Annotated in this window: 24 protein-coding genes; 20 read left to right on the plus strand and 4 right to left on the minus strand. The window is 56.2% G+C overall.

Annotated elements, in window-relative coordinates; translation table 11 throughout:
• Positions 1–28 precede the first annotated feature (28 nt).
• The 4 genes from V1572_RS04305 (at position 29) to gntU (ending at position 3,828) form a co-directional block, all read left to right on the plus strand.
• On the plus strand, positions 29–733 hold the full coding sequence (locus V1572_RS04305) for a pirin family protein (protein WP_395299731.1): 705 nt from the start codon (positions 29–31) through the stop codon (positions 731–733).
• A gap of 101 nt (positions 734–834) precedes the next feature.
• Positions 835–1,830, plus strand: a complete 996-nt coding sequence (gene gntR / locus V1572_RS04310) for a gluconate operon transcriptional repressor GntR (RefSeq protein WP_021242747.1) — start codon at positions 835–837, stop codon at positions 1,828–1,830.
• A 126-nt stretch (positions 1,831–1,956) separates the two neighbouring features.
• Positions 1,957–2,484 carry a gluconokinase gene (gntK, locus tag V1572_RS04315; RefSeq protein ID WP_008503362.1) on the plus strand — a complete coding sequence of 176 codons (528 nt, stop codon included), beginning with the start codon at positions 1,957–1,959 and terminating at the stop codon, positions 2,482–2,484.
• A 3-nt stretch (positions 2,485–2,487) separates the two neighbouring features.
• Entirely contained in the window at positions 2,488–3,828 is a 1,341-nt protein-coding gene (gntU, locus tag V1572_RS04320) for a gluconate transporter (RefSeq protein ID WP_014833577.1), read from the plus strand.
• Between the two features lie 104 nt (positions 3,829–3,932).
• Here gntU and plsB read toward each other — a convergent pair whose 3' ends face one another.
• On the minus strand, positions 3,933–6,353 hold the full coding sequence (plsB, locus tag V1572_RS04325) for a glycerol-3-phosphate 1-O-acyltransferase PlsB (RefSeq protein WP_021242749.1): 2,421 nt from the start codon (positions 6,351–6,353) through the stop codon (positions 3,933–3,935).
• Positions 6,354–6,507: 154 nt separating this feature from the next.
• Between plsB and V1572_RS04330 the strand changes: the two genes are divergently transcribed.
• The 4 genes from V1572_RS04330 (at position 6,508) to V1572_RS04345 (ending at position 9,324) form a co-directional block, all read left to right on the plus strand.
• Positions 6,508–6,876, plus strand: a complete 369-nt coding sequence (locus V1572_RS04330; RefSeq protein ID WP_021242750.1) for a diacylglycerol kinase — start codon at positions 6,508–6,510, stop codon at positions 6,874–6,876.
• 108 nt (positions 6,877–6,984) lie between these two features.
• The gene (lexA, locus tag V1572_RS04335; RefSeq protein WP_045909165.1) at positions 6,985–7,593 is read left to right on the plus strand and encodes a transcriptional repressor LexA; all 609 of its coding nucleotides are present in this window, start codon (positions 6,985–6,987) and stop codon (positions 7,591–7,593) included.
• A 63-nt stretch (positions 7,594–7,656) separates the two neighbouring features.
• Positions 7,657–8,994, plus strand: a complete 1,338-nt coding sequence (gene dinF / locus V1572_RS04340) for an MATE family efflux transporter DinF (protein ID WP_252077957.1) — start codon at positions 7,657–7,659, stop codon at positions 8,992–8,994.
• 120 nt (positions 8,995–9,114) lie between these two features.
• Positions 9,115–9,324, plus strand: coding sequence for a CsbD family protein (locus V1572_RS04345; RefSeq protein ID WP_014830284.1), 210 nt, complete (start codon positions 9,115–9,117; stop codon positions 9,322–9,324).
• 47 nt (positions 9,325–9,371) lie between these two features.
• On the opposite strand, the gene zur is transcribed toward V1572_RS04345, so the two are convergent.
• On the minus strand, positions 9,372–9,884 hold the full coding sequence (gene zur / locus V1572_RS04350) for a zinc uptake transcriptional repressor Zur (protein WP_008503369.1): 513 nt from the start codon (positions 9,882–9,884) through the stop codon (positions 9,372–9,374).
• A 115-nt stretch (positions 9,885–9,999) separates the two neighbouring features.
• Between zur and V1572_RS04355 the strand changes: the two genes are divergently transcribed.
• The 4 genes from V1572_RS04355 to pspG all read left to right on the plus strand — a co-directional run bounded on the left by V1572_RS04355 (position 10,000) and on the right by pspG (position 13,428).
• Complete coding sequence (locus V1572_RS04355) at positions 10,000–10,488, plus strand: cupin domain-containing protein (protein WP_048030220.1); 489 nt, start codon at positions 10,000–10,002, stop codon at positions 10,486–10,488.
• 172 nt (positions 10,489–10,660) lie between these two features.
• Positions 10,661–11,971 carry a conjugal transfer protein TraF gene (locus V1572_RS04360; RefSeq protein ID WP_048030222.1) on the plus strand — a complete coding sequence of 437 codons (1,311 nt, stop codon included), beginning with the start codon at positions 10,661–10,663 and terminating at the stop codon, positions 11,969–11,971.
• Positions 11,972–12,053: 82 nt separating this feature from the next.
• Positions 12,054–13,049 (plus strand): tRNA dihydrouridine(20/20a) synthase DusA, encoded by a 996-nt coding sequence (gene dusA / locus V1572_RS04365; RefSeq protein WP_032623124.1) that lies wholly within the window; start codon positions 12,054–12,056, stop codon positions 13,047–13,049.
• A gap of 136 nt (positions 13,050–13,185) precedes the next feature.
• Positions 13,186–13,428: an envelope stress response protein PspG gene (gene pspG / locus V1572_RS04370; protein WP_008503373.1), complete on the plus strand. Its 243-nt coding sequence runs from the start codon at positions 13,186–13,188 to the stop codon at positions 13,426–13,428.
• A 184-nt stretch (positions 13,429–13,612) separates the two neighbouring features.
• On the opposite strand, the gene V1572_RS04375 is transcribed toward pspG, so the two are convergent.
• A complete protein-coding gene (locus tag V1572_RS04375) occupies positions 13,613–14,596 on the minus strand; it encodes a quinone oxidoreductase (RefSeq protein WP_048030224.1) in 984 nt (327 codons plus the stop codon).
• Positions 14,597–14,656: 60 nt separating this feature from the next.
• Between V1572_RS04375 and dnaB the strand changes: the two genes are divergently transcribed.
• The 8 genes from dnaB to V1572_RS04415 all read left to right on the plus strand — a co-directional run bounded on the left by dnaB (position 14,657) and on the right by V1572_RS04415 (position 21,861).
• Positions 14,657–16,069, plus strand: a complete 1,413-nt coding sequence (gene dnaB / locus V1572_RS04380) for a replicative DNA helicase (RefSeq protein WP_008503375.1) — start codon at positions 14,657–14,659, stop codon at positions 16,067–16,069.
• Positions 16,070–16,085: 16 nt separating this feature from the next.
• Positions 16,086–17,165 (plus strand): alanine racemase, encoded by a 1,080-nt coding sequence (gene alr / locus V1572_RS04385; protein WP_048226447.1) that lies wholly within the window; start codon positions 16,086–16,088, stop codon positions 17,163–17,165.
• Between the two features lie 22 nt (positions 17,166–17,187).
• Positions 17,188–17,745 (plus strand): nicotinamide riboside transporter PnuC, encoded by a 558-nt coding sequence (gene pnuC, locus V1572_RS04390; RefSeq protein ID WP_023293520.1) that lies wholly within the window; start codon positions 17,188–17,190, stop codon positions 17,743–17,745.
• Positions 17,742–18,752, plus strand: a complete 1,011-nt coding sequence (locus tag V1572_RS04395; RefSeq protein WP_048226449.1) for an AAA family ATPase — start codon at positions 17,742–17,744, stop codon at positions 18,750–18,752. The genes pnuC and V1572_RS04395 overlap by 4 nt, the downstream gene beginning before the upstream one ends.
• A 75-nt stretch (positions 18,753–18,827) precedes the next feature.
• Positions 18,828–20,021, plus strand: coding sequence for an aromatic amino acid transaminase (gene tyrB / locus V1572_RS04400; protein ID WP_048226451.1), 1,194 nt, complete (start codon positions 18,828–18,830; stop codon positions 20,019–20,021).
• 240 nt (positions 20,022–20,261) lie between these two features.
• Positions 20,262–20,975 carry an acid phosphatase AphA gene (gene aphA, locus V1572_RS04405; RefSeq protein ID WP_045909173.1) on the plus strand — a complete coding sequence of 238 codons (714 nt, stop codon included), beginning with the start codon at positions 20,262–20,264 and terminating at the stop codon, positions 20,973–20,975.
• 113 nt (positions 20,976–21,088) lie between these two features.
• Complete coding sequence (locus V1572_RS04410) at positions 21,089–21,505, plus strand: secondary thiamine-phosphate synthase enzyme YjbQ (RefSeq protein WP_045909174.1); 417 nt, start codon at positions 21,089–21,091, stop codon at positions 21,503–21,505.
• 2 nt (positions 21,506–21,507) lie between these two features.
• The gene (locus V1572_RS04415) at positions 21,508–21,861 is read left to right on the plus strand and encodes an MmcQ/YjbR family DNA-binding protein (protein WP_008503382.1); all 354 of its coding nucleotides are present in this window, start codon (positions 21,508–21,510) and stop codon (positions 21,859–21,861) included.
• A gap of 3 nt (positions 21,862–21,864) precedes the next feature.
• On the opposite strand, the gene uvrA is transcribed toward V1572_RS04415, so the two are convergent.
• Positions 21,865–24,687 carry an excinuclease ABC subunit UvrA gene (gene uvrA, locus V1572_RS04420; protein WP_048226453.1) on the minus strand — a complete coding sequence of 941 codons (2,823 nt, stop codon included), beginning with the start codon at positions 24,685–24,687 and terminating at the stop codon, positions 21,865–21,867.
• Between the last annotated feature and the right edge of the window lie 171 nt (positions 24,688–24,858).

Genomic DNA, 24,858 nt, shown 5'->3' on the forward strand with positions numbered 1-24,858 from the left:
CCATCGAAACGAACTGAGGGTGAAAACAATGATCTACTTACGCAAAGCAAACGAACGTGGTCACGCGAATCATGGCTGGCTGGACTCATGGCATTCATTCTCGTTTGCCGACTACTACGACCCGAACTTCATGGGCTTCTCCGCACTGCGCGTGATTAACGATGACGTGATTGATGCGGGCCAGGGCTTCGGTACCCACCCGCACAAAGACATGGAAATCCTGACCTATGTGCTGGAAGGCGCGGTTGAGCACCAGGACAGCATGGGCAACAAAGAGCAGGTTCCGGCGGGCGAGTTCCAGATTATGAGCGCGGGTACCGGGGTGCGTCACTCTGAGTACAACCCAAGCAAAACGGAAAAACTGCACCTGTATCAAATCTGGATCATTCCAGAAGAGACCGGCATCACGCCGCGCTACGAGCAGCGCCGCTTCGACGCGAAACAGGGTAAACAGCTGGTGCTCTCCCCGGATGCGCGTGAAGGCTCCCTGAAAGTGCATCAGGATATGGAGCTGTACCGCTGGGCGCTGGCGAAAGATGAACAGTCCGTGCATCAGATTGCCGCTAACCGCCGCGTCTGGATCCAGGTGGTGAAAGGCGACGTGTCCATCAACGGGACCAAAGCGACAACCGCCGATGGTCTGGCCATCTGGGACATCTGGGACGAGCAGGCGATCTCCGTGCATGCCGACAGCGAAAGCGAAATTCTGCTGTTTGACCTGCCGCCGGTGTAATAAAACATAAATAAATCCCCATCCTTCCCTTTGACAGGGGAAGGATGGGCTTTGTCCGTGGTAAACTGAGCAAATCTCTCACTTCAAGATTTCTCAGGACGATGAAAAAGAAACGCCCCGTACTTCAGGATGTCGCCGATCGCGTCGGTGTGACCAAAATGACGGTCAGCCGTTTTTTACGTAACCCGGAACAGGTTTCCGTGGCGTTACGTGGCAAGATTGCCGCTGCCCTTGATGAACTGGGTTATATCCCCAACCGCGCGCCCGATATTCTCTCCAATGCGACCAGCCGCGCGGTGGGCGTTCTGCTTCCTTCTTTGACCAACCAGGTTTTCGCCGAAGTATTACGTGGAATCGAAAGCGTTACCGATGCGTTTGGCTACCAGACCATGCTCGCCCACTACGGGTACAAGCCGGAACTTGAAGAGGAACGTCTTGAATCGATGCTTTCCTGGAACATTGACGGCCTGATTTTAACCGAACGAACCCACACTGCCCGGACGCTCAAAATGATTGAAGTGGCCGGTATCCCAGTCGTGGAGCTGATGGACAGCCAGTCGCCGTGCCTCGACATCGCCGTGGGGTTTGATAACTTCGAAGCGGCGCGTCAGATGACGGCGGCCATCATCGCCCGCGGGCATCGTCATATCGCCTATCTGGGTGCGCGTCTTGATGAACGTACTATCATCAAACAGAAGGGATACGAGCAGGCGATGCTCGACGCGAACTTAACCCCGTACAGCGTGATGGTGGAGCAGTCCTCTTCCTATACGTCGGGTATTGAGCTGATGCGTCAGGCACGACGCGAGTATCCGCAACTGGACGGTATTTTCTGTACCAACGATGACCTTGCGGTCGGCGCAGCATTTGAGTGTCAGCGTCTGGGGCTGAAGATCCCTGATGATATGGCGATCGCCGGTTTCCACGGCCACGATATTGGCCAGGTGATGGAGCCGCGTCTGGCGAGCGTCCTGACGCCGCGTGAACGTATGGGCCGTATTGGCGCAGAACGCCTGCTGGCGCGCATTCGTGGCGAGACGGTGACCCCGAAAATGTTAGATTTAGGTTTCACCTTGTCACCGGGTGGATCTATTTGAACTGACAAATTTGAAGTAGCTCACACTTATTCACTTCGCGCACGTTTGGATATTGCTTCTCTTTTGCCCCAGCAGGACAATGTTACCGATAACTGTTACCCGTAACAATTGACTGAGGGACACCCTTTGAGCACGACTAATCACGATCACCACGTCTACGTCCTGATGGGCGTTTCCGGTAGCGGGAAATCAGCCGTGGCCAGCGAAGTGGCGCATCAACTCCAGGCTGCGTTTCTTGATGGCGACTTCCTCCATCCGCGCAGCAACATCATGAAAATGGCCTCCGGCGAGCCGCTGAACGATGACGACCGCAAACCGTGGTTGCAGGCGCTGAATGACGCCGCGTTCGCGATGCAGCGCACCAACAAAGTCTCCCTGATCGTCTGCTCCGCGCTGAAAAAAACCTATCGCGATCTGCTGCGTGACGGCAATCCGAACCTCTCTTTCATCTACCTGAAAGGGGATTTCGAGGTGATTGAAAGCCGCCTGAAGGCGCGTAAAGGACACTTCTTCAAAACCCAGATGCTGGTGACGCAGTTTGAAGCGCTGCAGGAGCCGGGTGAAGACGAGAAAGACGTCTTAGTGGTTGATATCGATCAGTCACTGGAGGGTGTTGTTGCCAGCACCATCGAGGTCATTAATAAAAGGCAGTAAGTTTTGAGTACATTAACGCTAGTTTTGACAGCAGTGGGTTCGGTATTGCTGCTGCTGTTTTTAGTGATGAAGGCGCGTATGCACGCCTTTGTTGCTTTGATGGTGGTTTCTATTGGTGCTGGTCTCTTTTCCGGTATGCCGCTCGACAAGATCGCCGCTACGATGGAAAAAGGGATGGGCGGTACGCTGGGCTTCCTGGCGATTGTGGTCGCGCTGGGCGCGATGTTTGGCAAGATTTTGCACGAGACGGGTGCGGTCGACCAGATTGCCGTCAAGATGCTGAAATCCTTTGGCCACAGCCGTGCGCACTACGCGATTGGTCTGGCCGGTCTGATTTGCGCGCTGCCGCTGTTCTTCGAAGTGGCCGTTGTGCTGCTGATAAGCGTCGCATTCTCTATGGCGCGCCATACCGGTACTAACCTCGTGAAGCTGGTCATTCCGCTGTTTGCGGGCGTGGCGGCGGCTGCGGCGTTTCTGCTGCCGGGACCCGCCCCGATGCTGCTGGCATCCCAGATGCACGCCGACTTTGGCTGGATGATTCTGATTGGCCTGTGCGCGGCAATCCCGGGGATGATTATCGCCGGCCCGCTGTGGGGCAACTTCATCAGCCGTTACGTTGAGCTGCATATTCCGGATGACATCACCGAGCCGCACCTGGGCGAGGGCAAAATGCCATCCTTCGGCTTCAGCCTGTCGCTGATCCTGCTGCCGCTGGTGCTGGTGGGTCTGAAAACCATCGCTGCGCGCTTTGTGCCGGTGGGGTCCACTGCCTACGAGTGGTTTGAGTTCATCGGTCACCCGTTCACGGCGATTCTGGTGGCGTGCCTGGTGGCGATTTACGGCCTGGCGATGCGTCAGGGGATGCCAAAAGACCGGGTGATGGAGATCTGCGGTGCGGCGCTGCAGCCTGCGGGGATTATCCTGCTGGTGATCGGTGCAGGCGGCGTGTTCAAGCAGGTGCTGGTGGATTCCGGCGTGGGCCCGGCTCTGGGTGAAGCGCTGACCGGGATGGGCCTGCCGATTGCGGTGACCTGCTTTGTGCTGGCTGCGGCGGTACGTATCATCCAGGGTTCTGCTACCGTGGCGTGTTTAACGGCCGTGGGTCTGGTGATGCCGGTGATTGAACAGCTGAACTACTCCGGTGCCCAGATGGCCGCGCTTTCTATTTGTATCGCGGGCGGTTCGATTGTGGTCTCTCACGTTAACGACGCCGGCTTCTGGCTGTTCGGTAAGTTTACCGGCGCCACCGAAGCGCAAACCCTGAAAACCTGGACGCTGATGGAAACCATTCTCGGCACGACGGGTGCAATTGTCGGGATGATTGCCTTTACGCTGCTCAGCTAAATGCGGTGATTTAACAAGGCTAAAAATAAGGCCCGGTAGCGTCAGCGCTTACCGGGCCTTTTTATTATCCAGGGCGTCAGGCCGGGCCATAACCCGGCATTGTGTTACTCACCCTGCGTGGCGCTCTCAATCGTCAAGCGCACGTCCGAGGTAATCAGCTCTGCCAGCATCTGGTACACCTTCAGCGTCTCTTCCGGCTCAGCATCACCCGTATCGCTGATGAAGCCTTCATCACGCAGCGTCAGCACCAGGGAACTGAAGACCGCTTTGTCGAAGAATTCAGGGGCGTTAATGCCGTGCAGAACGGACAGGCGCTGGGCCAGCGTCCGGCTCTCCTTCTCCAGCGTACCGCGGTTGATAGACGGATTCGCGCTCAGCAGCCAGAACGTAATGGCGTAGCGCTGCAGCGTTTCGCGCGCACCGGCCGCCAGCAGCTGCAGGGTGCGGGAGCGTGACGGATTGATGTGCAGCTCGTCGTTGTTCAGGGTAATCAGCCCCTGGCGACGCATCTCTTCCGTCATCTTATCCAGTTCTGTCGCCAGCTCATCCTTACTCCAGCGCAGGAACAGCTCCGCTTTCAGCATCGGATAGATGGTCTCAAGATGGCGCAATAGCTCCTGACGGGAGATATGACGATGCTGGGTAATAATGGCGGCCATGAGCGACGGCAGCATCAGCATATGCGTGATGTTGTTGCGGTAGTAGGTCATCAGCACTGCCTGCTCGCGCGGCAGAATGATGATGTCGCCGATCGTGTCCTTTTCGACTTCAAACTTGTTCATCTGCAACGCGTGATCGATAAGTTCACTGGCGGTTGCAGAAGGCACGGTCGAATCAACCGAATACGGCACGTTACGCATCATATCCAGATAGCAATCCAGCTGCTCCGTGAGCTGTTCACGGGTCAGCGAGCGCTGGCGTGAAGCCAGAAGTGCCGTACAGCACAGGTTCATGGCGTTAGCCGCACCGGCGTTGTTAATGCGCACCATCAGCTCGGATGCGATGCCGTTAACCGTTGGCGTCAGCCAGGCCGGACGCACCGCTTCGATAGGATCGATGGACTCGCGCCACTCCGGAACGTGGTGGTTCAGGTACGTCATCAGCGGCATCGGCTCACCGAAGTTCACGTAGCCCTGACCGAGATTGCGCAGCTTGCTCAAGCCGCGCAGCATCTGCGGCAGGCTCTCTTTCTCTTTGGTCGCACCACGCAGCTCTTTCGCGTACGTGCCCACTTCCATCACGTGCTCGTAGCCGATGTAGATAGGCACTAGCGTGATCGGACGGGTACCTCCGCGCAGCATCGCCTGGATGGTCATCGACAGCGTGCCGGTCTTCGGATCGAGCAGACGTCCGGTACGGGAACGACCGCCCTCCACGAAGTACTCCACGGAATAGCCGCGGCTGAACAGCTCGCCAAGATACTCGCGGAACACGGTGGAGTAGAGCTTGTTGCCCTTGAAGGTACGACGAATAAAGAACGCGCCCAGGCGGCGGAAAATCGGACCTGCTGGCCAGAAGTTCAGGTTGATACCGGCTGCGATGTGCGGTGGTACCAGCCCCTGATGATAGAGCACGTAGGAAAGGAGCAGGTAGTCCATGTGGCTGCGGTGGCAGGGGACATAGACAATCTCATGGCCATCATGCGCCAGCTGACGCACGCGCTCGGCGTTATGGACGTTAATGCCCTGATAGAGGCGGTTCCACGTAAAGCCGAGAATACGGTCAGAAAGGCGAATCATCTCGTAAGAGAAGTTCGCTGCAATCTCTTCCATCAGCGCAATGGCGTTCTGCTGGGCTTTCTCATGCGAAATTTTCTTGCTGCGCGCTTCATCTTCAACGGCGCGGGCAATCGCTTTGGAGGCCAACAGCTTGTTGAACAGATCCTGACGAGCCGGGAGGCGTGGTCCTACGGCAGCCAGGCGCTGACGGGCGAAGTGCATACGCGCCACGCGCGCCAGTTTTTGCGCGATGATCTTGTCGGTGCCGTGCTCGTCCGCCATGCGACGCAGCGAAACGGAAGGGGAGAAACGCACAAAGCTGTCGCGTCCCAGCCAGGAGACCGCGAAGAACTTCTGGATGCCGTTAAGCATGCGCAGCGGCGGATTCTCTTCGCCTTTTTCACGGCCCGGACGACGACCAAACATCACCGATACCGGCACCATCTGCACATCCAGATCGGGATTGCTGCGGTGCAGGTCGAGATAGTCATGGAACAGCTTGATGGACTCTTCTTTTGGCGTGTAATAGGTAAACACGCGCGGTCCACCGTGAATGAACACGTAGCGCGGCAGCAGCGTACCGTCAACTTCCAGCGGTTCAAGCGGGTCAGGTAAGTCATGCGCCAGACATTGGGCGCGAAGCGTCAGTAAGTCAGCCTTCGAGTTATAAGGCAAAACGTACATAATGGGGCGTGACGTATCGAGCCCCAATTCCAGCGCGGGTTCTGCTGGGATAGACTTGCTTTTTACCAGGATGCTTAATGGTAAATTAAGTAATTTGTAGTAAATTCGTGGCCAGCCGGACATAAACGATGTAAAGCCTCTGGTTAATAATGCAATTGCGGCGCAAGGATAACAGAAAGCGCGCAAAATTTCTGTTGTTACCCGTCATACTTCAGGCTGTAGCGAAACGCGCTACGGCTCCTGTTACTGACGCTCTTTTTTAAAAAAGGTTCTTTTAATGGCCAATAATACCACTGGGTTAACACGTATCATCAAAGCCGCCGGCTATTCATGGAAAGGTTTCCGTGCCGCATGGGTCAACGAAGCCGCCTTTCGCCAGGAGGGCGTCGCCGCTATCATCGCGGTGATCGTCGCCTGTTTCCTTGATGTTGATGCGATTACCCGCGTACTGCTTATCGGTTCCGTTCTTCTGGTGATGATAGTGGAAATTCTTAATAGCGCTATTGAGGCCGTTGTGGATCGCATTGGTTCCGATTTCCATGAGCTTTCTGGCCGTGCAAAAGACATGGGCTCTGCTGCCGTGTTGCTGGCGATTATCACTGCCGTTATCACCTGGGTCACGCTGCTTTGGTCACATTTCCGATGAGCCTCGAGGAATAATTAAGTCCCTGGTTTTTTGTGCAGTTTTTGGTTCCAAAATCGCCTTTGACTGTATATACTCACAGCATAACTGTATATACACCCAGGGGGCGGAATGAAAGCGTTAACGACCAGGCAGCAAGAGGTGTTTGATCTCATCCGGGATCATATCGGCCAGACGGGTATGCCACCCACGCGTGCGGAAATCGCGCAGCGTCTGGGTTTCCGTTCTCCAAATGCTGCCGAAGAACACCTGAAAGCGCTGGCGCGTAAGGGCGTGATTGAGATTGTCTCGGGCGCGTCACGGGGTATCCGCCTGCTGGTGGAAGAAGAGACGGGCATTCCGCTGATAGGGCGTGTTGCTGCCGGTGAGCCTTTACTGGCTCAGCAGCATATTGAAGGTCACTACCAGGTCGATCCTGGCATGTTCAAACCGAGCGCTGACTTCCTGCTGCGCGTCAGCGGCATGTCGATGAAAGACATCGGTATTCTTGATGGCGATCTGCTTGCGGTGCATAAAACACAGGATGTGCGAAACGGCCAGGTGGTGGTGGCGCGCATTGATGACGAAGTGACCGTTAAGCGTCTGAAAAAACAGGGTAACAGCGTACAGTTGCTGCCTGAAAACAGCGAGTTTTCACCCATTGTGGTCGATCTCCGCGAACAGAACTTCTCTATCGAAGGACTGGCGGTCGGGGTGATTCGCAACGGTGAATGGCTGTAACCTCTTCCTCACAGGCTATGGCACCGCTGTAGCCTGATTCATTCCCCACTCCCGGTATCTTTCATGTCACTGCTGACGGCATCCGATAAGGCATTGTGGCGTCTTGCTCTGCCGATGATTTTCTCCAATATTACCGTGCCCTTGCTGGGACTGGTCGATACTGCCGTTATAGGCCATCTTGATTCACCGGTTTATCTTGGCGGCGTGGCGATTGGCGCGACGGCAACCAGCTTCCTGTTTATGCTGCTGCTCTTTTTGCGCATGAGCACTACCGGTCTTACCGCACAGGCTTATGGCGCGAAAGATCCGCTGCGTCTGGCGCGCGCGCTGGTGCAGCCGCTGATCCTCGCGCTTGGCGCGGGTGCGTTCATCGTTTTATTGCGGGCACCCCTGATCGATCTTGCGCTTCATATTGTTGGCGGCAGCGAGGCGGTATTAGAGCAGGCGCGACGTTTCCTTGAAATCCGCTGGCTCAGCGCGCCCGCATCGCTGGCTAACCTGGTTCTGCTGGGGTGGCTACTGGGCGTGCAGTACGCCCGTGCGCCCGTGATTTTGCTGGTGGTGGGTAACCTGCTCAATATCGTTTTGGATGTCTGGCTGGTCATGGGTCTGCATATGAACGTGCGGGGTGCGGCGCTGGCGACGGCGATTGCCGAATACGGGACCTTTATCATTGGCTTGTGGATGGTCTGGCGGGTACTGGCCATGCGCGGGATCTCCCTGGCGCTGCTCAAAACCGCATGGCGCGGCAATATCCGTAAGCTGCTGGCCCTCAACCGTGACATCATGCTGCGCTCGCTTCTTCTCCAGCTTTGCTTCGGGGCACTGACGGTTTTCGGGGCTCGACTGGGGCCAGACATCGTCGCGGTCAACGCAGTATTGATGACGTTGCTGACATTTACCGCCTACGCGCTGGACGGTTTTGCCTATGCGGTTGAAGCGCATTCCGGGCAGGCGTACGGGGCGCGCGAAAGCGGGCAGCTACGGGATGTCTGGCGGGCAGCCTGCCGTCAGTCGGGACTGGTGGCGCTGGCATTTGGCCTGGTTTACGCCTGCTTTGGTGAGCAGATCGTTGCATTGCTTACCTCTCTCCCTGCGCTACGCGAGCTGGCGAGCCACTATCTCATCTGGCAAGTCGTTTTACCGGTGGTTGGCGTCTGGTGTTATCTGCTGGACGGCATGTTTATTGGTGCGACGCGCGGGGCCGAAATGCGTAACAGCATGGCCGTCGCGGCGGCCGGGTTTGGCCTGACGCTGCTGACGCTCCCCTGGCTGGGGAATCATGGTTTGTGGCTGGCCCTGGCCGTCTTCCTCTCACTGCGCGGGTTGTCGCTGGCGTTTATCTGGCATCGACACTGGCAAAACAATACCTGGTTTCCCCCACGCTCCGATATATCGTGACGGTTAAAGATTCCGAATATGAAATTAACCACGGAATCCTTAACTACAATAATTATCACGTCCAGCAGAAAAGAACGTAACGGACGTTACGACCCGACGCTTAACGAAGAGGACACGATGATGAATAAAGACGAAATCGGCGGCAACTGGAAGCAGTTCAAAGGTAAAGCGAAAGAACAGTGGGGTAAGCTGACGGATGACGACATGACCGTCATCGAAGGTAAACGCGATCAGCTAGTCGGTAAAATTCAGGAACGTTACGGCTACGCAAAAGACCAGGCGGAAAAAGAAGTGGGCGACTGGGAAAAACGCAACGACTACCGCTGGTAACGCTGAATAACCCACAGGGCGGCTCTAAGCCGCCTTTTCTTTTGCCGTTAACGCGGCTTTTTCTTCACCAGAATAGAGTGGTCGTGCTGACACGCGTCCTGATGACGACAGGCTTCCACCTCCACGCACGCGGAACAGAGCCCGTGCGCCTCAATCACGTTATGACGCAGGGCAAAACCCATTTTCGCTGCCAGCGTATGCATAATATCTTCCACGCCTTCCGCAGCCTCTTCTTTCACCACGCCGCAGCGGTCACAGATAAACATCGCCGATGTGTGGGTGGGCTGATCGAACAGATGGCACAGCACATAGCTGTTAGTGGATTCCACCTTGTGCACAAAACCTTGTTCAAGCAGGAAATCCAGTGCGCGATAGACCGTTGGCGGCTTTGCCTGCGGCTCGCTTTCGCGCAGCAGATCCAGCAGATCGTAGGCGCTGATGGCACCCTGCTGCAGGCTCATCAGGCGTAAGACTTCAAGGCGCTGCGGAGTCAGGCGCACATTGCGTTGCGCACACAGCTTTTCGGCCTGCGCTAACAGCTCTTTTGTGGACTTATCCATGTAGCACCCCGGATGTTATAGGACGGAAAACCCCCACTTTATCATGTTCTGCTAAAAACACCGAGATCCGCCAGTCTGTGCTATACCTGACCCATCGCAAACCGGGAGATGCATAATGAAAAGACCTGACTGTATTCGGCACTGGCGCGACGTGGAAGGCGCGGATGACTCGACCTACCCCGACAGCGATGAGCTGTTCTCTATCGGCGCACCGCTGGCTCGCAGGCTTGGACTCGGGCGTATTGGCATCCATCATGAGCGCCTGCCGCCGGGGCGCAGAACGTCCTATCCGCATGCGGAGAGCGACGAAGAAGAGTTTATTTACGTGCTCGAAGGTTACCCTGAAGCCTGGATTAACGGCTACTTGTGGAAGCTGGAGCCTGGCGACAGTGTAGGTTTTCCCGCCGGAACCGGCATCTGTCATACCTTTATCAACAACACGGACGACGAGGTTCGGTTACTGGTCGTTGGCGAGGCCAACAAGAAGCACAACCGCATCTACTATCCGCTCAACCCTGAGTATGCCGCCACGCGGGAAGATCGCTGGGTAGACCATCCCCCACAGTTTTTTGGGCCGCATGATGGAAAACCTGGGAAAAAATAATTTCCTCTTCTATAAATATTGAGGGCCGTCACAAAATATAACAGGCCGTAAGGGAGTTTTACTTAGGGAAAGAAATAGCGGGTCTTTTACTACTTATTCACAGCAATAGTTCGTTCCTGTTTGGGTGATAACAGACAGGGGTTATTTCATAACAGACTATAACGGGCATACTGTGAAAAAAAATTTTAAATTTTCGGTGGTTAGCATTGCTGTCTCCTTGTTTATGGCAAATCAGGCGGGAGCAGCCAATACCTGGACAGAATCACGCAGCGACGCCATGGGTGGCACCGGCGTGGCGTCGGGAAGCTATGGCAGTGGGGCGTTAATCAACCCGGCGCTGCTGGCAAAGGCAAAACCGGACGATGATGTGACGGTCATCTTGCCAGCCGTTGGGGTGCAGGTGACGGATGAAGACAATCTTCAGGACGAGATTGATAACATCAATGACAAAATCAATCACTACAAGGATGTGGTTGATAATCTCACGCCACGAGAAATTATCACCAATCCGTTAGGTTCCATTAATCAATTCCAGGGCGCGGCCAAAGATCTGGCCGATGAGCTGGACTATCTCAAAGGCAAAACCGCACGCGCAACGGCTGGTGCAGGGCTTGCGGTGAGTATCCCTAACGATGTCCTTTCCGTCGCCTTCATGGCGAAAGGTTATGCACATGGCCGGGTGAGCTCGTCTATCGATCAGCAAGACATTGATTATCTGCGTGGTATTCAACGAAGTAATGTGGTGGCGGCCGGTGTTGCGCTGGATGCTGCGCTGAACGGTACGGATCAGATCACTAAGAACCTCAACTCAACGGCGTCCGGCCGGGCGGCGATTGTCTCCGACTACGGTGTTGCCGTTGCCCGTCAGTTTGATCTCGGCGGCGTCCCGGTTTCCGTGGGCGTAACACCAAAACTGCAAAAAACCTGGGTCTATAACTACACCACGTCAATCTACGATTACGACAGTAACAAGTGGAACGACAGCCGCTACCGTACTGACGATACGGGCTTCAACGTGGATGCCGGTATTGCGGCCGATTTCGGCGAAAACTGGACCGTTGGCGTAAGCGGACAAAACCTGATGTCGCGTGATATCGACACCAAAGATATCCGTATCCGCAATGGCCGTACGGGAGAAGTGGTGAGCTATAAAGACACCTACCAGATCCGTCCGCTGGTGACCGCCGGTGCCGCCTGGCACAACGATCTGGTGACGCTGACCGCCGATGGCGATCTGACGGAAACCAAAGGCTTCAAGAGTGAAGATACGTCGCAGTACGTGGGTGTCGGTGCCGAGGTGACACCGCTGAGCTGGCTGGCGGTGCGTGCGGGTTATCGTGCCGACGTGAAGGGTAACGACAGTAATGTCTTTACCGGCGGTGTCGGTTTCGCGCCGTTTAGCACCGTGCATGTTGACCTGATGGGCCTGTACGGTGAAGACGAAACCTGGGGCGCAGGGGCTCAGCTGAGCATGACGTTCTAAAGTCATCCGGAGGCGCTGCGCCTCCGGCTTTTCTTTGTGCTATAGTAGCGCCCCTTTTCCACCAGATGCTTAAAACTTCGCCATGTCGTCAGAATTACAGACCGCTTTCCCTGCACACCGTTTTTCCATTGCGCCGATGCTCGACTGGACGGACAGACACTGCCGCTATTTCCTGCGCCAGCTCTCCCGCCATACGTTGCTGTACACCGAAATGGTGACCACGGGCGCAATCATCCACGGGAAGGGCGACTATCTGGCCTATAGCGAAGAAGAGCATCCGGTTGCCCTGCAGCTGGGCGGCAGCGATCCGGCCGCGCTGGCGCAGTGTGCGAAGCTGGCGGAAGCGCGCGGCTACGACGAGATCAACCTGAACGTTGGCTGTCCGTCCGACCGTGTGCAAAACGGTATGTTCGGTGCCTGCCTGATGGGGAATGCCCAGCTGGTAGCGGACTGTATCAAGGCGATGCGTGATGTCGTTTCCATTCCGGTGACGGTCAAAACCCGTATCGGGATTGACGACCAGGACAGCTACGAATTTCTGTGCGATTTCATCAATACGGTCTCCGGAAAGGGTGAATGCGAGATGTTCATCATCCATGCGCGAAAAGCCTGGCTCTCCGGCCTGAGCCCGAAAGAGAACCGTGAAATCCCGCCGCTGGACTACCCGCGCGTGTATCAGCTGAAGCGTGACTTCCCGCATCTGACCATGTCCATTAACGGCGGCATCAAGTCGCTGGAAGAGGCCAAAGCGCACCTTGAACATATGGATGGGGTGATGGTTGGGCGCGAGGCGTATCAGAACCCGGGCATTCTGGCGACGGTCGATCGCGAAATCTTTGGCATCGAAGGTGCAGACACCGATCCGGTTGCCGTCGTGCGGGCGATGTATCCTTACATTGAGCGCGAGCTGAGCAACGGTACGTATCTCGGCCATATCACCCGCCATATGCTTGGGCTGTTCCAGGGCATTCCGGGCGCGCGTCAGTGGCGTCGCTACCTGAGCGAAAACGCACATAAAGCCGGTGCCGATATCGAGGTGCTGGAACATGCGCTGCGACTGGTGGCAGACAAGCGATAACTTTTGCTAAAAATTCGTCAAATTCACCACGCCCTGCGAATTCTCGCGGGGCGTTTTGCTTTAAGAACAACAGGTTATGTCTGGCATGATTCTTGTAATGTTTGCAGCATCATTCGGGAACTCGTGGGAGAGCACCATGCTGGAACTACTTTTTGTGATTGGCTTTTTTGTCATGCTGTTAGCAACGGGCATTTCGCTGCTCGGCATTCTGGCGGCTATCGTGGTGGCGACGGTCGTCATGTTTATTGGCGGATTGTTTGCCCTGACGATCAAACTGCTGCCGTGGTTACTGCTGGCCGTGGCGGTGGTGTGGGTGATACGGGCGATTAAATCGCCAAAAGTGCCCAGTTATCAGCGCAATAACCGCTTCCGTTACTAAGGTATTGAGGGGTTCGTCACAGAGTTGTAACTTTTCCGGCAGCATGGCTTAGAACAGAATAGGATTTACTTATCGAATCTGTCACTATGACTGCCGTTAAAGAATTCATCGCGCTGTACCCTACATACAGCCGAACTAAAAAAAGAAAGGGCTTCCCACGGGAAGCCCAATTTCTTTTTGGGGCTCAGGGAATCAACAAACTCGACCCCTGCGTTGCCCGGCTCTCCAGCACCTCATGCGCACGCTGCGCATCGGTTAGCGGGTATTTCTGCGCTTCTGCCACATCCACCTTAATGACGCCGCTGGCGATCAGCGAGAACAGCTCGTTGCTGGCTTCCTCAAGTTCTTCCCGGTTGGTGATGTAACCCTGCAGGGAAGGGCGCGTGACGTACAGCGAGCCTTTCTGGTTCAGGATGCCGAGATTCACGCCGGTGACAGCACCTGAGGCGTTTCCGAAGCTCACCATCAGCCCACGACGCTGCAGGCAGTCCAGCGATGCCTCCCAGGTGTCTTTCCCAACCGAGTCATACACGACGCGCACCTTTTTGCCGCTTGTGATCTCCTTCAGCCGTTCGACGATGCTCTCTTCACGGTAGTTAATCACCTGCCAGGCGCCCGCCTGCAGTGCGCGCTGCGCTTTTTGGGCATTGCCCACGGTGCCGATCAGTTTTGCGCCCAGCGCTTTTGCCCACTGACAGGCGATGAGCCCGACGCCACCCGCCGCGGCATGAAACAGGAACTGCTCATCGGGTTTAATTTCATAGGTTTTACGCAGCAGGTAGTAAACGGTTAACCCTTTCAGGAAGGAGGCTGCCGCCTGCTCAAAGGAGATGGCGTTAGGCAGCAGGGCGGCTTTATCCGCCGGGACGTTGTGGACGGAGCTGTAAGCGCCCAGCGCAGATTGCGCATACACCACGCGGTCGCCCTCTTTAAGATGCTTAACCGCGCTGCCCACTTTGATGACGACACCGGCTGCCTCGGTGCCCAGTCCGCTTGGCATCGACGGAGGCGGGTAGAGCCCGCCGCGAATATAGGTGTCGATGTAGTTTATGCCGATGGCTTTGTTTTCAACCTGCACTTCGTTTTCGCCAGGCGCGGTGGGGGTGAACTCCACCGCGTTGAGTACGTCAGGGCCACCATGCTTGTGAAATTCAATACGTGTTGCCATGCTTCCTCCAGAATGTGGTAATCTTTCGACCCACTCTTTATCTCGGTAACTCCATTCACTATGGCAGGAAACAAACCCTTCAACAAACAGACTGAACCTCGCGAGCGTGATTTCCAGGTCGCAGGGTTAAAAGTCCCGCCGCACTCGATTGAAGCGGAACAGTCGGTGTTGGGCGGTTTAATGCTGGATAACGAACGCTGGGACGACGTCGCCGAGCGCGTGGTGTCTGAGGATTTCTACACCCGTCCGCACCGTCATATCTTTACCGAAATGGCGCGCCTGCAGGAGTCGGGTAGCCCAATTGACCTGATCACCCTCGCGGAATCGCTGGAGCGTCAGGGACAGCTGGACAGCGTCGGCGGGTTTGCCTATCTGGCAGAACTGTCAAAAAACACGCCAAGTGCGGCAAACATCAGCGCTTATGCCGACATCGTGCGTGAACGTGCCGTTGTCCGCGAGATGATCTCGGTGGCGAATGAGATCGCCGAAGCTGGTTTTGATCCGCAGGGGCGCACCAGTGAAGACCTGCTCGACCTTGCCGAGTCCCGCGTCTTCAAAATCGCCGAAAGCCGCGCCAACAAAGACGAAGGCCCCAAAAACATCGCCGATGTCCTCGACGCCACCGTCGCCCGTATCGAACAGCTGTTCCAGCAGCCGCACGACGGTGTGACCGGGGTAAACACCGGCTATGACGATCTCAACAAGAAAACCGCCGGTCTGCAGCCGTCGGATTTGATTATCGTCGCGGCGCGTCCGTCGATGGGTAAAACGACCTTTGCGATGAACCTCGTCGAAAATGCGGCGATGTTGCAGGATAAGCCGGTACTGATTTTCAGTCTTGAGATGCCCTCTGAGCAGATCATGATGCGTTCTCTGGCATCGCTGTCGCGCGTGGACCAGACCCGCATCCGTACCGGCCAGCTCGACGATGAGGACTGGGCGCGCATCTCCGGCACCATGGGCATTCTGCTGGAAAAACGTAACATCTATATTGATGACTCTTCCGGCCTGACGCCGACGGAAGTCCGTTCCCGCGCGCGTCGTATCGCCCGTGAACACGGCGGTATCGGCCTTATCATGATCGACTACCTTCAGCTGATGCGCGTCCCGTCGCTCTCCGACAACCGTACGCTGGAAATCGCCGAAATTTCCCGCTCGCTCAAGGCGTTAGCCAAAGAGTTGCACGTGCCGGTGGTGGCGCTGTCGCAGCTTAACCGTTCTCTGGAACAACGTGCTGACAAGCGCCCGGTCAACTCCGACCTGCGTGAATCCGGCTCCATCGAGCAGGATGCCGACTTAATCATGTTTATCTACCGTGATGAGGTTTATCACGAGAACAGCGACCTGAAAGGGATCGCCGAAATTATTATTGGTAAACAACGTAACGGTCCGATCGGGACGGTACGTCTGACCTTTAACGGACAGTGGTCGCGTTTCGACAACTATGCCGGTCCTCAATATGATGATGAGTAATTTCTAAGGAATTCAAATGCAAGCGGCAACTGTTGTGATTAACCGCCGCGCTCTGCGACACAACCTGCAACGTCTGCGTGAACTGGCACCCGCCAGCAAGCTCGTTGCAGTCGTGAAAGCGAACGCTTACGGACACGGTCTTCTTGAGACCGCGCGAACGCTCCCCGATGCCGACGCCTTTGGCGTCGCCCGTCTTGAAGAAGCCCTCCGCCTGCGCGCGGGGGGGATTACCCAACCGATTCTGCTCCTCGAAGGCTTTTTCGAAGCCACCGATCTGCCAACCATCGCAGATCAGCATCTGCACACGGCGGTACACAACGAAGAACAGCTGGCCGCACTGGAAACCGCTGAGCTGAGCGAGCCGGTGACCGTGTGGATGAAGCTTGATACGGGCATGCATCGTCTGGGCGTGCGTCCGGAAAGCGCCGAAGCGTTTTATCAGCGTTTATGCCGGTGCAAAAACGTGCGTCAGCCGGTGAATATTGTCAGCCACTTCGCCCGTGCCGATGAGCCCGAGTGCGGTGCGACCGAGCGGCAGCTGGATATTTTTAATACCTTCTGCGAAGGCAAGCCGGGGATGCGCTCGATCGCCGCATCCGGCGGGATCCTGCTGTGGCCGCAGTCGCATTTCGACTGGGCGCGACCGGGCATCATTCTTTACGGCGTGTCGCCGCTGGAGAATAAACCCTGGGGGCCGGACATGGGTTTTCAGCCAGTCATGTCTCTGGTGTCTACTCTGATTGCCGTGCGCGAACACAAAGCCGGTGAGCCGGTGGGCTACGGCGGCACCTGGATCAGCGAGCGTGATACCCGCCTCGGCGTCGTGGCGATGGGCTATGGCGATGGCTATCCGCGCGCTGCACCCACGGGTACGCCGGTGCTGGTCAACGGTCGCGAAGTGAAGATCGTTGGCCGCGTGGCGATGGACATGATTTGTGTCGATCTGGGTCCTGAAGCCCAGGATAAACCCGGCGACGATGTGGTGATGTGGGGGGAAGGTTTACCCGTTGAACGTATTGCTGAAATCACGAAAGTGAGTGCTTACGAACTTATTACCCGCCTGACGTCTCGGGTGGCGATGAAGTACGTCGACTAACATTTTATTCCAGGGAAGGATAATGTCCCCTTCAGAAATCGCTGCGTGTCTGGCCTATGCTCTCTCCGTCTGGCTGGCCGCCAGAAACAATATCCATACGTGGTGGATAGGTATCATTGGTAGCGGGCTTTATGCCTGGGTGTTCTATTCTGTTCAGCTTTATGCTGACGTTACCCTTCAGTTCTTTTTCATCATAACGAGCATAACCGGCTGGCTGCATTGGCTTAAAGGCAATCATGGAGAGGTCTTGCCTGTTCGTCGTACCAGACCGGGACATTTTTTTATGCTTTTAGCCTGCGCCGTAAGCGTAGCAGCGGCGTACGGGTGGATATTGCATCTCTATACCAATGCATGGGCCCCCTGGCTGGACTCCATCATTTTGACATTCAGCATTCTTGCTCAGTTTATGTTGATGGGACGGCGTCTGGAAAACTGGTACATCTGGCTTGCCGTTAACACGCTGGCAGTACCGCTGTACGCGACGAGAGAACTGTATCTGACCGCCGGTTTATATCTGGTGTTTTGGTTTAATGCGTGGCACGGACTGTATCAGTGGCGCAAGGAGATCCGTGCGCAATGACGCTGTATGCCAACGGCCTGGTGGTAGGCAAATTCGCACCATTACATGCGGGCCATGAAGCGCTTATCAATACGGCACTTGAGCAGTGCGAGACGGTCTGTATCATCAGCTATTCGTCGCCGGAAATACGCGGTTACGAACCTGAAAAGCGGCTTAACTGGTTAACAACGCGCTTCCCACAATGTCGCCACCTCGTGCTTTCGCCGCAAGTGTTGGCTTCATATGGCCTTGCGCCACCGCCACCGAATGACGCTGATGACGATCTTCACCGGCATTATGTTGCAACGCTATGTGAGGACATTCTGCATTGTCAGCCAGAGGCGGTATTTACTGCCGAAGACTATGGAGACGGGTTTGCCACTGTCCTGAGCCAGCGTTTCGGACGACCGGTTGCGCACGTGCGTCTCCAGCGTCAACAGGGACCAGAAGCTCCATCGGGAACGCTCATCCGCTCTGATGTTCATCGTTATCGCAAGATGATGTCCCCTGAGGTGTATCGCAGCTTTGTTTTTCGTATCTGCTTATTAGGTGGAGAATCGACGGGCAAAAGTACGCTTGCAAAGGCACTGGCGCAAACGCTAAACGTTCCGTACGTTGCAGAGTATGGTCGTGAACACTGGGAAAAGAAGAACGGCATCCTTGATCTGGAGGATTTGCTGCATATTGCCCGCGAGCAGGTGCGTCGGGAAGAATTAGCCTGCACGGCGCCTTATCTGGTCTGTGATACGTCCCCTTTAACGACCCTGTTTTACGCGCTCGATCAGTTTGGCAGCGCGCCGCAGGCGTTAATGGCGCTTGCTGAACGAGACTATGCACTGGTCGTACTTTGCGGAGATGATTTTCCGTTTGTGCAGGATGGCACCCGGCATGGGGAGGCGTTTCGCCACAGACAGCAGGTATGGTATGAAGCAGAGCTATCACAACGAAACATTCCTTTTCTGCGCGTGCAGGGCTCGGTGCCTGAGCGAATCGATTGCATTTGCCGATATATCGAGTGTCTGGCCTGATATCGCACTCGACCTTCACCTGCTTCCGGTTTATTGTTGAAATCCCTGCCTCATCGAATTCCGGAGAACCATCGCGTGTTTCAGAAAGTTGACGCCTATGCCGGCGACCCTATCCTCTCCTTAATGGAGCGTTTTAAAGAAGATCCTCGCAGCGACAAAGTGAACCTCAGCATCGGTCTGTATTACAACGAGGATGGCATTATTCCTCAATTAAAAGCCGTAGCTGAAGCCGAAGCGCGTCTGAACGCTGTTCCACACGGCGCTTCTCTGTATCTGCCGATGGAAGGGCTAAACGCTTATCGCAACACCATCGCACCGCTTCTGTTCGGCGCCGATCACGCGGTGCTCGCGCAAAAACGCGTGGCGACCATCCAGACGCTGGGCGGCTCGGGTGCGCTGAAAGTGGGCGCAGACTTCCTGAAAAAATATTTCCCGGATTCAGGCGTGTGGGTCAGCGACCCGACGTGGGAAAACCACGTTGCGATCTTCGAGGGCGCGGGCTTTAAGGTGGCGACCTATCCGTGGTTTGACAGTGAAACTAACGGCGTGCGCGTTGATGCGCTGCTGGAAAAACTGAACACCCTGCCGGAGCGCAGTATTGTGCTGCTGCATCCGTGCTGCCATAACCCGACCGGTGCCGATCTCACCAATGCTCAGTGGGATGCGGTGATTGAGGTGCTGAAGGCCCGTAACCTGATCCCATTCCTCGATATCGCCTATCAGGGCTTTGGCGCGGGTATGGAAGAAGACGCCTATGCCATTCGCGCCGCTGCCAGCGCCGGGCTGCCTGTTCTGGTGAGTAACTCCTTCTCTAAAATCTTCTCCCTGTACGGTGAACGCGTTGGTGGTCTTTCCGTGGTATGTGAAGACGCCGAAGCAGCCAGCCGCGTGCTGGGTCAGCTGAAAGCGACGGTGCGCCGTATCTACTCCAGCCCGCCAAACTTTGGTGCGCAGGTGGTGGCAACGGTTCTCGGTGACGAAACGCTGAAAGCGTCCTGGCTTGGCGAAGTGGAGGCGATGCGTAAGCGCATCCTGTCGATGCGTCAGGAGCTGGTTAATGTCCTGAAAGAGGCTGTGCCTGGGCATAACTTTGATTATCTGCTCAAGCAGCGCGGGATGTTCAGCTATACCGGACTGAGCGCGGCGCAGGTCGATCGCCTGCGCGAAGAGTTCGGCGTCTACCTGATCGCCAGCGGCCGTATGTGCGTGGCGGGCCTGAATGCCGGCAACGTTCATCGCGTGGCGCAGGCGTTTGCCTCCGTAATGTAAGTATTCACTTACTTGCATGCTATATGTAGGCCGGGTAAGGCGCAGCCGCCACCCGGCTTTTTTGTTCGCGCCGGTGCCAGTCATTGCCCGGTGGCGCTGCGCTTTGTGATCGTCTTCTTTTTATTCCGCTTCATAAGCAAAAACTCCTTCCCTTCACCTCCCGCTGGGGTTATGGTCGGATAGTTTTTTGACCATTCACTCAAAATAAAACGATAACAAGCTGAATATTCAGGGGAAAATATGCGCAAGATCACACTGGCGCTCAGCGCCGCCTGCTTATTGTTCTCACTTAACAGCGCCGTCGTCGCGCGAGCTTCCGCCCCGACGCCGCTTTACACCGGCACTACCGCCGCCATTCTTGCCGAGCAGGCGCCCATTCACTGGGTTTCCGTGGCCCAAATCGAAAACAGCCTGATGGGGCGGCCACCAATGGCCGTGGGCTTCGATATTGACGATACCGTCTTGTTCTCAAGCCCAGGATTCTGGCGCGGCAAAAAAATGTATTCTCCCGACAGCGAAGCGTATCTGAAGAACCCGGAGTTCTGGGAAAAAATGAATAACGGCTGGGACGAGTACAGCATTCCGAAAGAGGTCGCCCGGGCGGTAATTGCTATGCATGTTAAGCGTGGCGACAGTATTTATTTCGTCACCGGTCGTAGCCAGACCAAAACGGAAACCGTCTCCAGAACCCTGCAGGACGATTTCCAGATCCCGGCAGCCAACATGAACCCGGTCATTTTTGCCGGTGACAAAGAGGGGCAAAACACCAAAATCCAGTGGCTGGAAAAGAAAAACATCAAAGTGTTTTATGGCGATTCGGATAACGACATTACCGCCGCGCAGGATGCAGGAGCCAGAGGGATCAGGGTGTTACGCGCGTCTAACTCTACCTATCGACCGCTGCCGATGGCCGGAAAGTTTGGCGAAGAGGTGATCGTCAACTCGGAGTACTGAGTCCCTGGCAGCGAGTTTGACTCTTTTTTAATCAAATCTCGCTGCTGCGGGTTTTACCTTTCGTCTTCTTGCTGCACACTTAGAAAGATTCATCTTTCATCACGGAGCAGCTTATGTGGTACCAACAGACCCTGACCTTAAGCGCGAAGCCACGCGGATTTCACCTGGTGACGGATGAAGTCATCGGGCAACTCCGCGACCTGTCGCGCGTCAGAACGGGTTTGCTGCATCTGCTGCTTCAGCATACGTCTGCCTCTCTGACGCTGAATGAAAATTGCGATCCCACCGTCCGGTCTGACATGGAGCGGCATTTTCTGAAGAGCGTCCCGGACAACGCCCCTTACGAGCATGACTATGAGGGGGCAGACGATATGCCTTCGCATATTAAGTCCTCTTTGCTGGGCGTATCGTTGATGCTGCCGGTCCACAACGGGCGGCTGCTGTTGGGAACGTGGCAGGGGATCTGGCTGGGAGAGCATCGCATTCACGGTGGTTCGCGTAAAATTATCGCCACGCTACAAGGGGAATAAAGATGACAATTTCGGAGATACTTCAGTACTGCATGAGCAAGCCCGGCGCGGAGCAGAGCGTCCACAGCGACTGGAAGGCCACGCAGGTTAAGGTGGGGGATGTGCTGTTTGCGATGGTGAAAGAGGTGGAAGGCCGTCCTGCGGCATCGCTGAAAACCAGCCCTGAACTGGCCGATTTACTCCGTCAGCAGCATGATGACGTGAGGCCGAGCCAGCACCTCAATAAGGCGCACTGGAGCACCGTCTATCTGGATGGATCGATTCCAGGCTCACAAATTTACTACCTGGTGGACGCATCCTATCAGCAGGCGGTTGAGCTGCTGCCGGAAACGACCCGACAGCAGCTCTCCGTGTGACAATTACAGCAACGGTTTAAGGAAGCGCGCGGTGTGCGAGGCTTCGCACTCTGCAACGGTCTCTGGCGTACCGGAGACGAGGATTTCACCGCCGCCGCTGCCGCCTTCCGGGCCGAGATCGACAATCCAGTCCGCGGTTTTAATCACGTCCAGGTTATGTTCGATGACCACGATAGTGTTGCCCTGATCGCGCAGTTGATGCAGCACGTCCAGCAGCTGCTGGATGTCGGCAAAGTGCAGACCGGTGGTCGGCTCATCCAGGATATACAGCGTCTGGCCAGTACCGCGTTTTGACAGCTCGCGCGCCAGCTTCACGCGCTGCGCTTCACCGCCGGACAGCGTCGTGGCGGACTGCCCCAGACGAATGTAGGTCAGGCCGACGTCCATCAGCGTCTGCAGCTTACGCGCCAGCGCCGGAACGGCGTCAAAGAACTCGCGCGCCTCTTCGATGGTCATGTCCAGCACTTCGTGGATGGTCTTGCCCTTGTACTTAATCTCCAGCGTTTCGCGGTTATAGCGTTTGCCTTTGCACTGGTCGCACGGCACGTAGATATCCGGCAGGAAGTGCATCTCAACCTTGATCACGCCATCGCCCTGGCACGCTTCGCAGCGGCCGCCGCGTACGTTAAAGCTGAAACGCCCTGGCGTATACCCGCGTGAACGCGCTTCCGGCACACCGGCAAACAGTTCACGTACGGGCGTGAAAACGCCGGTATAGGTTGCCGGGTTAGAGCGCGGCGTACGGCCAATCGGGCTCTGGTCGATATCGATAACTTTATCGAAATGCTCCAGCCCCTGAATGTCGCGGTACGGTGCCGGCTCTGCCAGCGTCGCACCGTTTAGCGCGGTCTGTGCAATCGGGAACAGCGTATCGTTGATCAGCGTGGATTTACCGGAGCCGGACACGCCAGTGACACAGGTAAACAGCCCGACGGGCAGGGTCAGGGTGACGTCTTTCAGGTTGTTGCCGCGCGCGCCGGTCAGCTTCAGCACTTTTTCCGGATCCGCTGCCACGCGCTGTTTGGGGACGTCAATCTTGCGCTTGCCGCTCATGTACTGGCCGGTCAGCGACTCGGGCACCGCCATAATGTCATTCAGCGTCCCTTCCGCCACCACCTGGCCACCGTGGACGCCGGCACCCGGGCCGATGTCGATCACGTGGTCTGCGGCGCGGATTGCGTCTTCGTCGTGCTCGACCACAATCACCGTGTTACCGAGATTACGCAGGTGAATCAGGGTGCCGAGCAGACGTTCGTTATCACGCTGGTGCAGGCCGATTGACGGCTCGTCCAGCACGTACATCACGCCCACCAGGCCCGCACCAATCTGGCTCGCCAGACGAATACGTTGAGCTTCCCCCCCGGAGAGCGTTTCTGCCGAGCGGGAAAGCGTCAGGTAGTTCAGGCCGACGTTCACCAGGAACTTCAGGCGATCGCCAATCTCTTTCAGGACTTTTTCGGCGATTTTCGCGCGCTGGCCAGAGAGCTTCAGGTTATTGAAGAAGTCCATCGCGTGACCGATGCTCATGTCTGAGATGGTCGGCAGCGCCGTATTTTCCACAAACACGTGGCGCGCTTCGCGACGCAGGCGTGTGCCCTCGCAGGTGGCGCAGGAGCGGTTGCTGATGAACTTCGCCAGCTCTTCGCGCACCGCGCTGGATTCGGTCTCTTTGTAGCGGCGCTCCATATTGTGCAGCACCCCTTCGAACGGGTGGCGACGCACGGAGGTATCACCGCGATCGTTCATGTATTTGAACTCGATGTTCTCTTTGCCAGAGCCGAACAGGATCACTTTGTGTACGTTCGGGCTCAGGCTGGCCCACGGCGCTTCCACGTCGAACTTGTAGTGCTCCGCCAGCGACTTCAGCATCTGGAAGTAATAGAAGTTACGCTTGTCCCAGCCGCGAATGGCGCCGCCCGCCAAAGAAAGCTCCGGATTTTGGATCACGCGGTCCGGATCGAAATACTGCTGCACGCCCAGGCCGTCACACGTCGGGCAGGCGCCCGCCGGGTTGTTGAACGAGAACAGGCGTGGTTCCAGCTCGCGCATGCTGTAGCCGCAAATCGGGCAGGCAAAGTTGGCGGAGAAGAGCAGCTCTTCCGCTTTCGGGTCGTCCATGTCGGAGACCACGGCCGTGCCGCCGGAGAGTTCCAGCGCCGTTTCAAACGATTCTGCGAGACGCGTGGCGAGATCGTCACGCACCTTAAAGCGATCAATCACCACCTCGATGGTGTGCTTCTTCTGCAGTTCCAGCTTGGGCGGATCGGACAGGTCACACACTTCGCCGTCAATACGGGCGCGGATATAACCCTGGCTTGCCAGGTTTTCCAGCGTTTTGGTGTGCTCACCCTTACGCTCTTTGATGATCGGCGCCAGCAGCATCAGGCGCTTGCCTTCCGGCTGCGACAGGACGTTGTCCACCATCTGGCTCACGGTCTGTGCCGCCAGCGGGACGTCGTGGTCCGGGCAGCGCGGCTCACCCACGCGGGCATACAGCAGACGCAGGTAGTCATGGATTTCGGTAATGGTACCGACTGTTGAACGCGGGTTATGCGAGGTGGATTTCTGCTCAATAGAGATAGCAGGGGACAACCCTTCAATGTGGTCGACATCCGGTTTTTCCATCAGCGACAGGAACTGACGCGCGTACGCAGAGAGTGATTCAACGTAACGACGCTGTCCTTCGGCATACAGGGTGTCGAAAGCCAGTGAGGATTTGCCAGACCCCGACAGCCCGGTCACGACAATCAGCTTGTCGCGAGGGATTATCAGGTTGATATTCTTGAGATTGTGGGTGCGGGCGCCCCGAACTTCGATCTTATCCATTCACCTTTCCCGGTTGGAACACGGATTGCCTGGTTTGTTTGAAGGACAAACGGCTGTCAGAAACGGCTAATTATGACACAATTTGACCTGTTTGAATATACAGTATTGGAATGCATTTTCTGATTCGCTGTGTAACAATGTGGAGTTGCGGGAGAACTCTGGAACGTGCTA

The organism is Enterobacter quasiroggenkampii, from assembly GCF_043972695.1.
Taxonomy (GTDB): domain Bacteria; phylum Pseudomonadota; class Gammaproteobacteria; order Enterobacterales; family Enterobacteriaceae; genus Enterobacter; species Enterobacter quasiroggenkampii.

Excerpts from the sequence above, each read along its gene's own strand:
- alr (WP_048226447.1), top strand. The coding sequence starts at position 16,086 with ATGCAAGCGGCAACTGTTGTGATTAACCGCCGCGCTCTGCGACACAAC.
- pspG (WP_008503373.1), top strand. The coding sequence starts at position 13,186 with ATGCTGGAACTACTTTTTGTGATTGGCTTTTTTGTCATGCTGTTAGCA.
- V1572_RS04375 (WP_048030224.1), bottom strand. The coding sequence starts at position 14,596 with ATGGCAACACGTATTGAATTTCACAAGCATGGTGGCCCTGACGTACTC.
- lexA (WP_045909165.1), top strand. The coding sequence starts at position 6,985 with ATGAAAGCGTTAACGACCAGGCAGCAAGAGGTGTTTGATCTCATCCGG.
- dinF (WP_252077957.1), top strand. The coding sequence starts at position 7,657 with ATGTCACTGCTGACGGCATCCGATAAGGCATTGTGGCGTCTTGCTCTG.
- zur (WP_008503369.1), bottom strand. The coding sequence starts at position 9,884 with ATGGATAAGTCCACAAAAGAGCTGTTAGCGCAGGCCGAAAAGCTGTGT.
- V1572_RS04395 (WP_048226449.1), top strand. The coding sequence starts at position 17,742 with ATGACGCTGTATGCCAACGGCCTGGTGGTAGGCAAATTCGCACCATTA.
- uvrA (WP_048226453.1), bottom strand. The coding sequence starts at position 24,687 with ATGGATAAGATCGAAGTTCGGGGCGCCCGCACCCACAATCTCAAGAAT.
- V1572_RS04305 (WP_395299731.1), top strand. The coding sequence starts at position 29 with ATGATCTACTTACGCAAAGCAAACGAACGTGGTCACGCGAATCATGGC.
- plsB (WP_021242749.1), bottom strand. The coding sequence starts at position 6,353 with ATGTCCGGCTGGCCACGAATTTACTACAAATTACTTAATTTACCATTA.
- V1572_RS04415 (WP_008503382.1), top strand. The coding sequence starts at position 21,508 with ATGACAATTTCGGAGATACTTCAGTACTGCATGAGCAAGCCCGGCGCG.
- pnuC (WP_023293520.1), top strand. The coding sequence starts at position 17,188 with ATGTCCCCTTCAGAAATCGCTGCGTGTCTGGCCTATGCTCTCTCCGTC.
- V1572_RS04355 (WP_048030220.1), top strand. The coding sequence starts at position 10,000 with ATGAAAAGACCTGACTGTATTCGGCACTGGCGCGACGTGGAAGGCGCG.
- gntR (WP_021242747.1), top strand. The coding sequence starts at position 835 with ATGAAAAAGAAACGCCCCGTACTTCAGGATGTCGCCGATCGCGTCGGT.
- dnaB (WP_008503375.1), top strand. The coding sequence starts at position 14,657 with ATGGCAGGAAACAAACCCTTCAACAAACAGACTGAACCTCGCGAGCGT.
- V1572_RS04345 (WP_014830284.1), top strand. The coding sequence starts at position 9,115 with ATGAATAAAGACGAAATCGGCGGCAACTGGAAGCAGTTCAAAGGTAAA.
- V1572_RS04410 (WP_045909174.1), top strand. The coding sequence starts at position 21,089 with ATGTGGTACCAACAGACCCTGACCTTAAGCGCGAAGCCACGCGGATTT.
- dusA (WP_032623124.1), top strand. The coding sequence starts at position 12,054 with ATGTCGTCAGAATTACAGACCGCTTTCCCTGCACACCGTTTTTCCATT.
- aphA (WP_045909173.1), top strand. The coding sequence starts at position 20,262 with ATGCGCAAGATCACACTGGCGCTCAGCGCCGCCTGCTTATTGTTCTCA.
- V1572_RS04330 (WP_021242750.1), top strand. The coding sequence starts at position 6,508 with ATGGCCAATAATACCACTGGGTTAACACGTATCATCAAAGCCGCCGGC.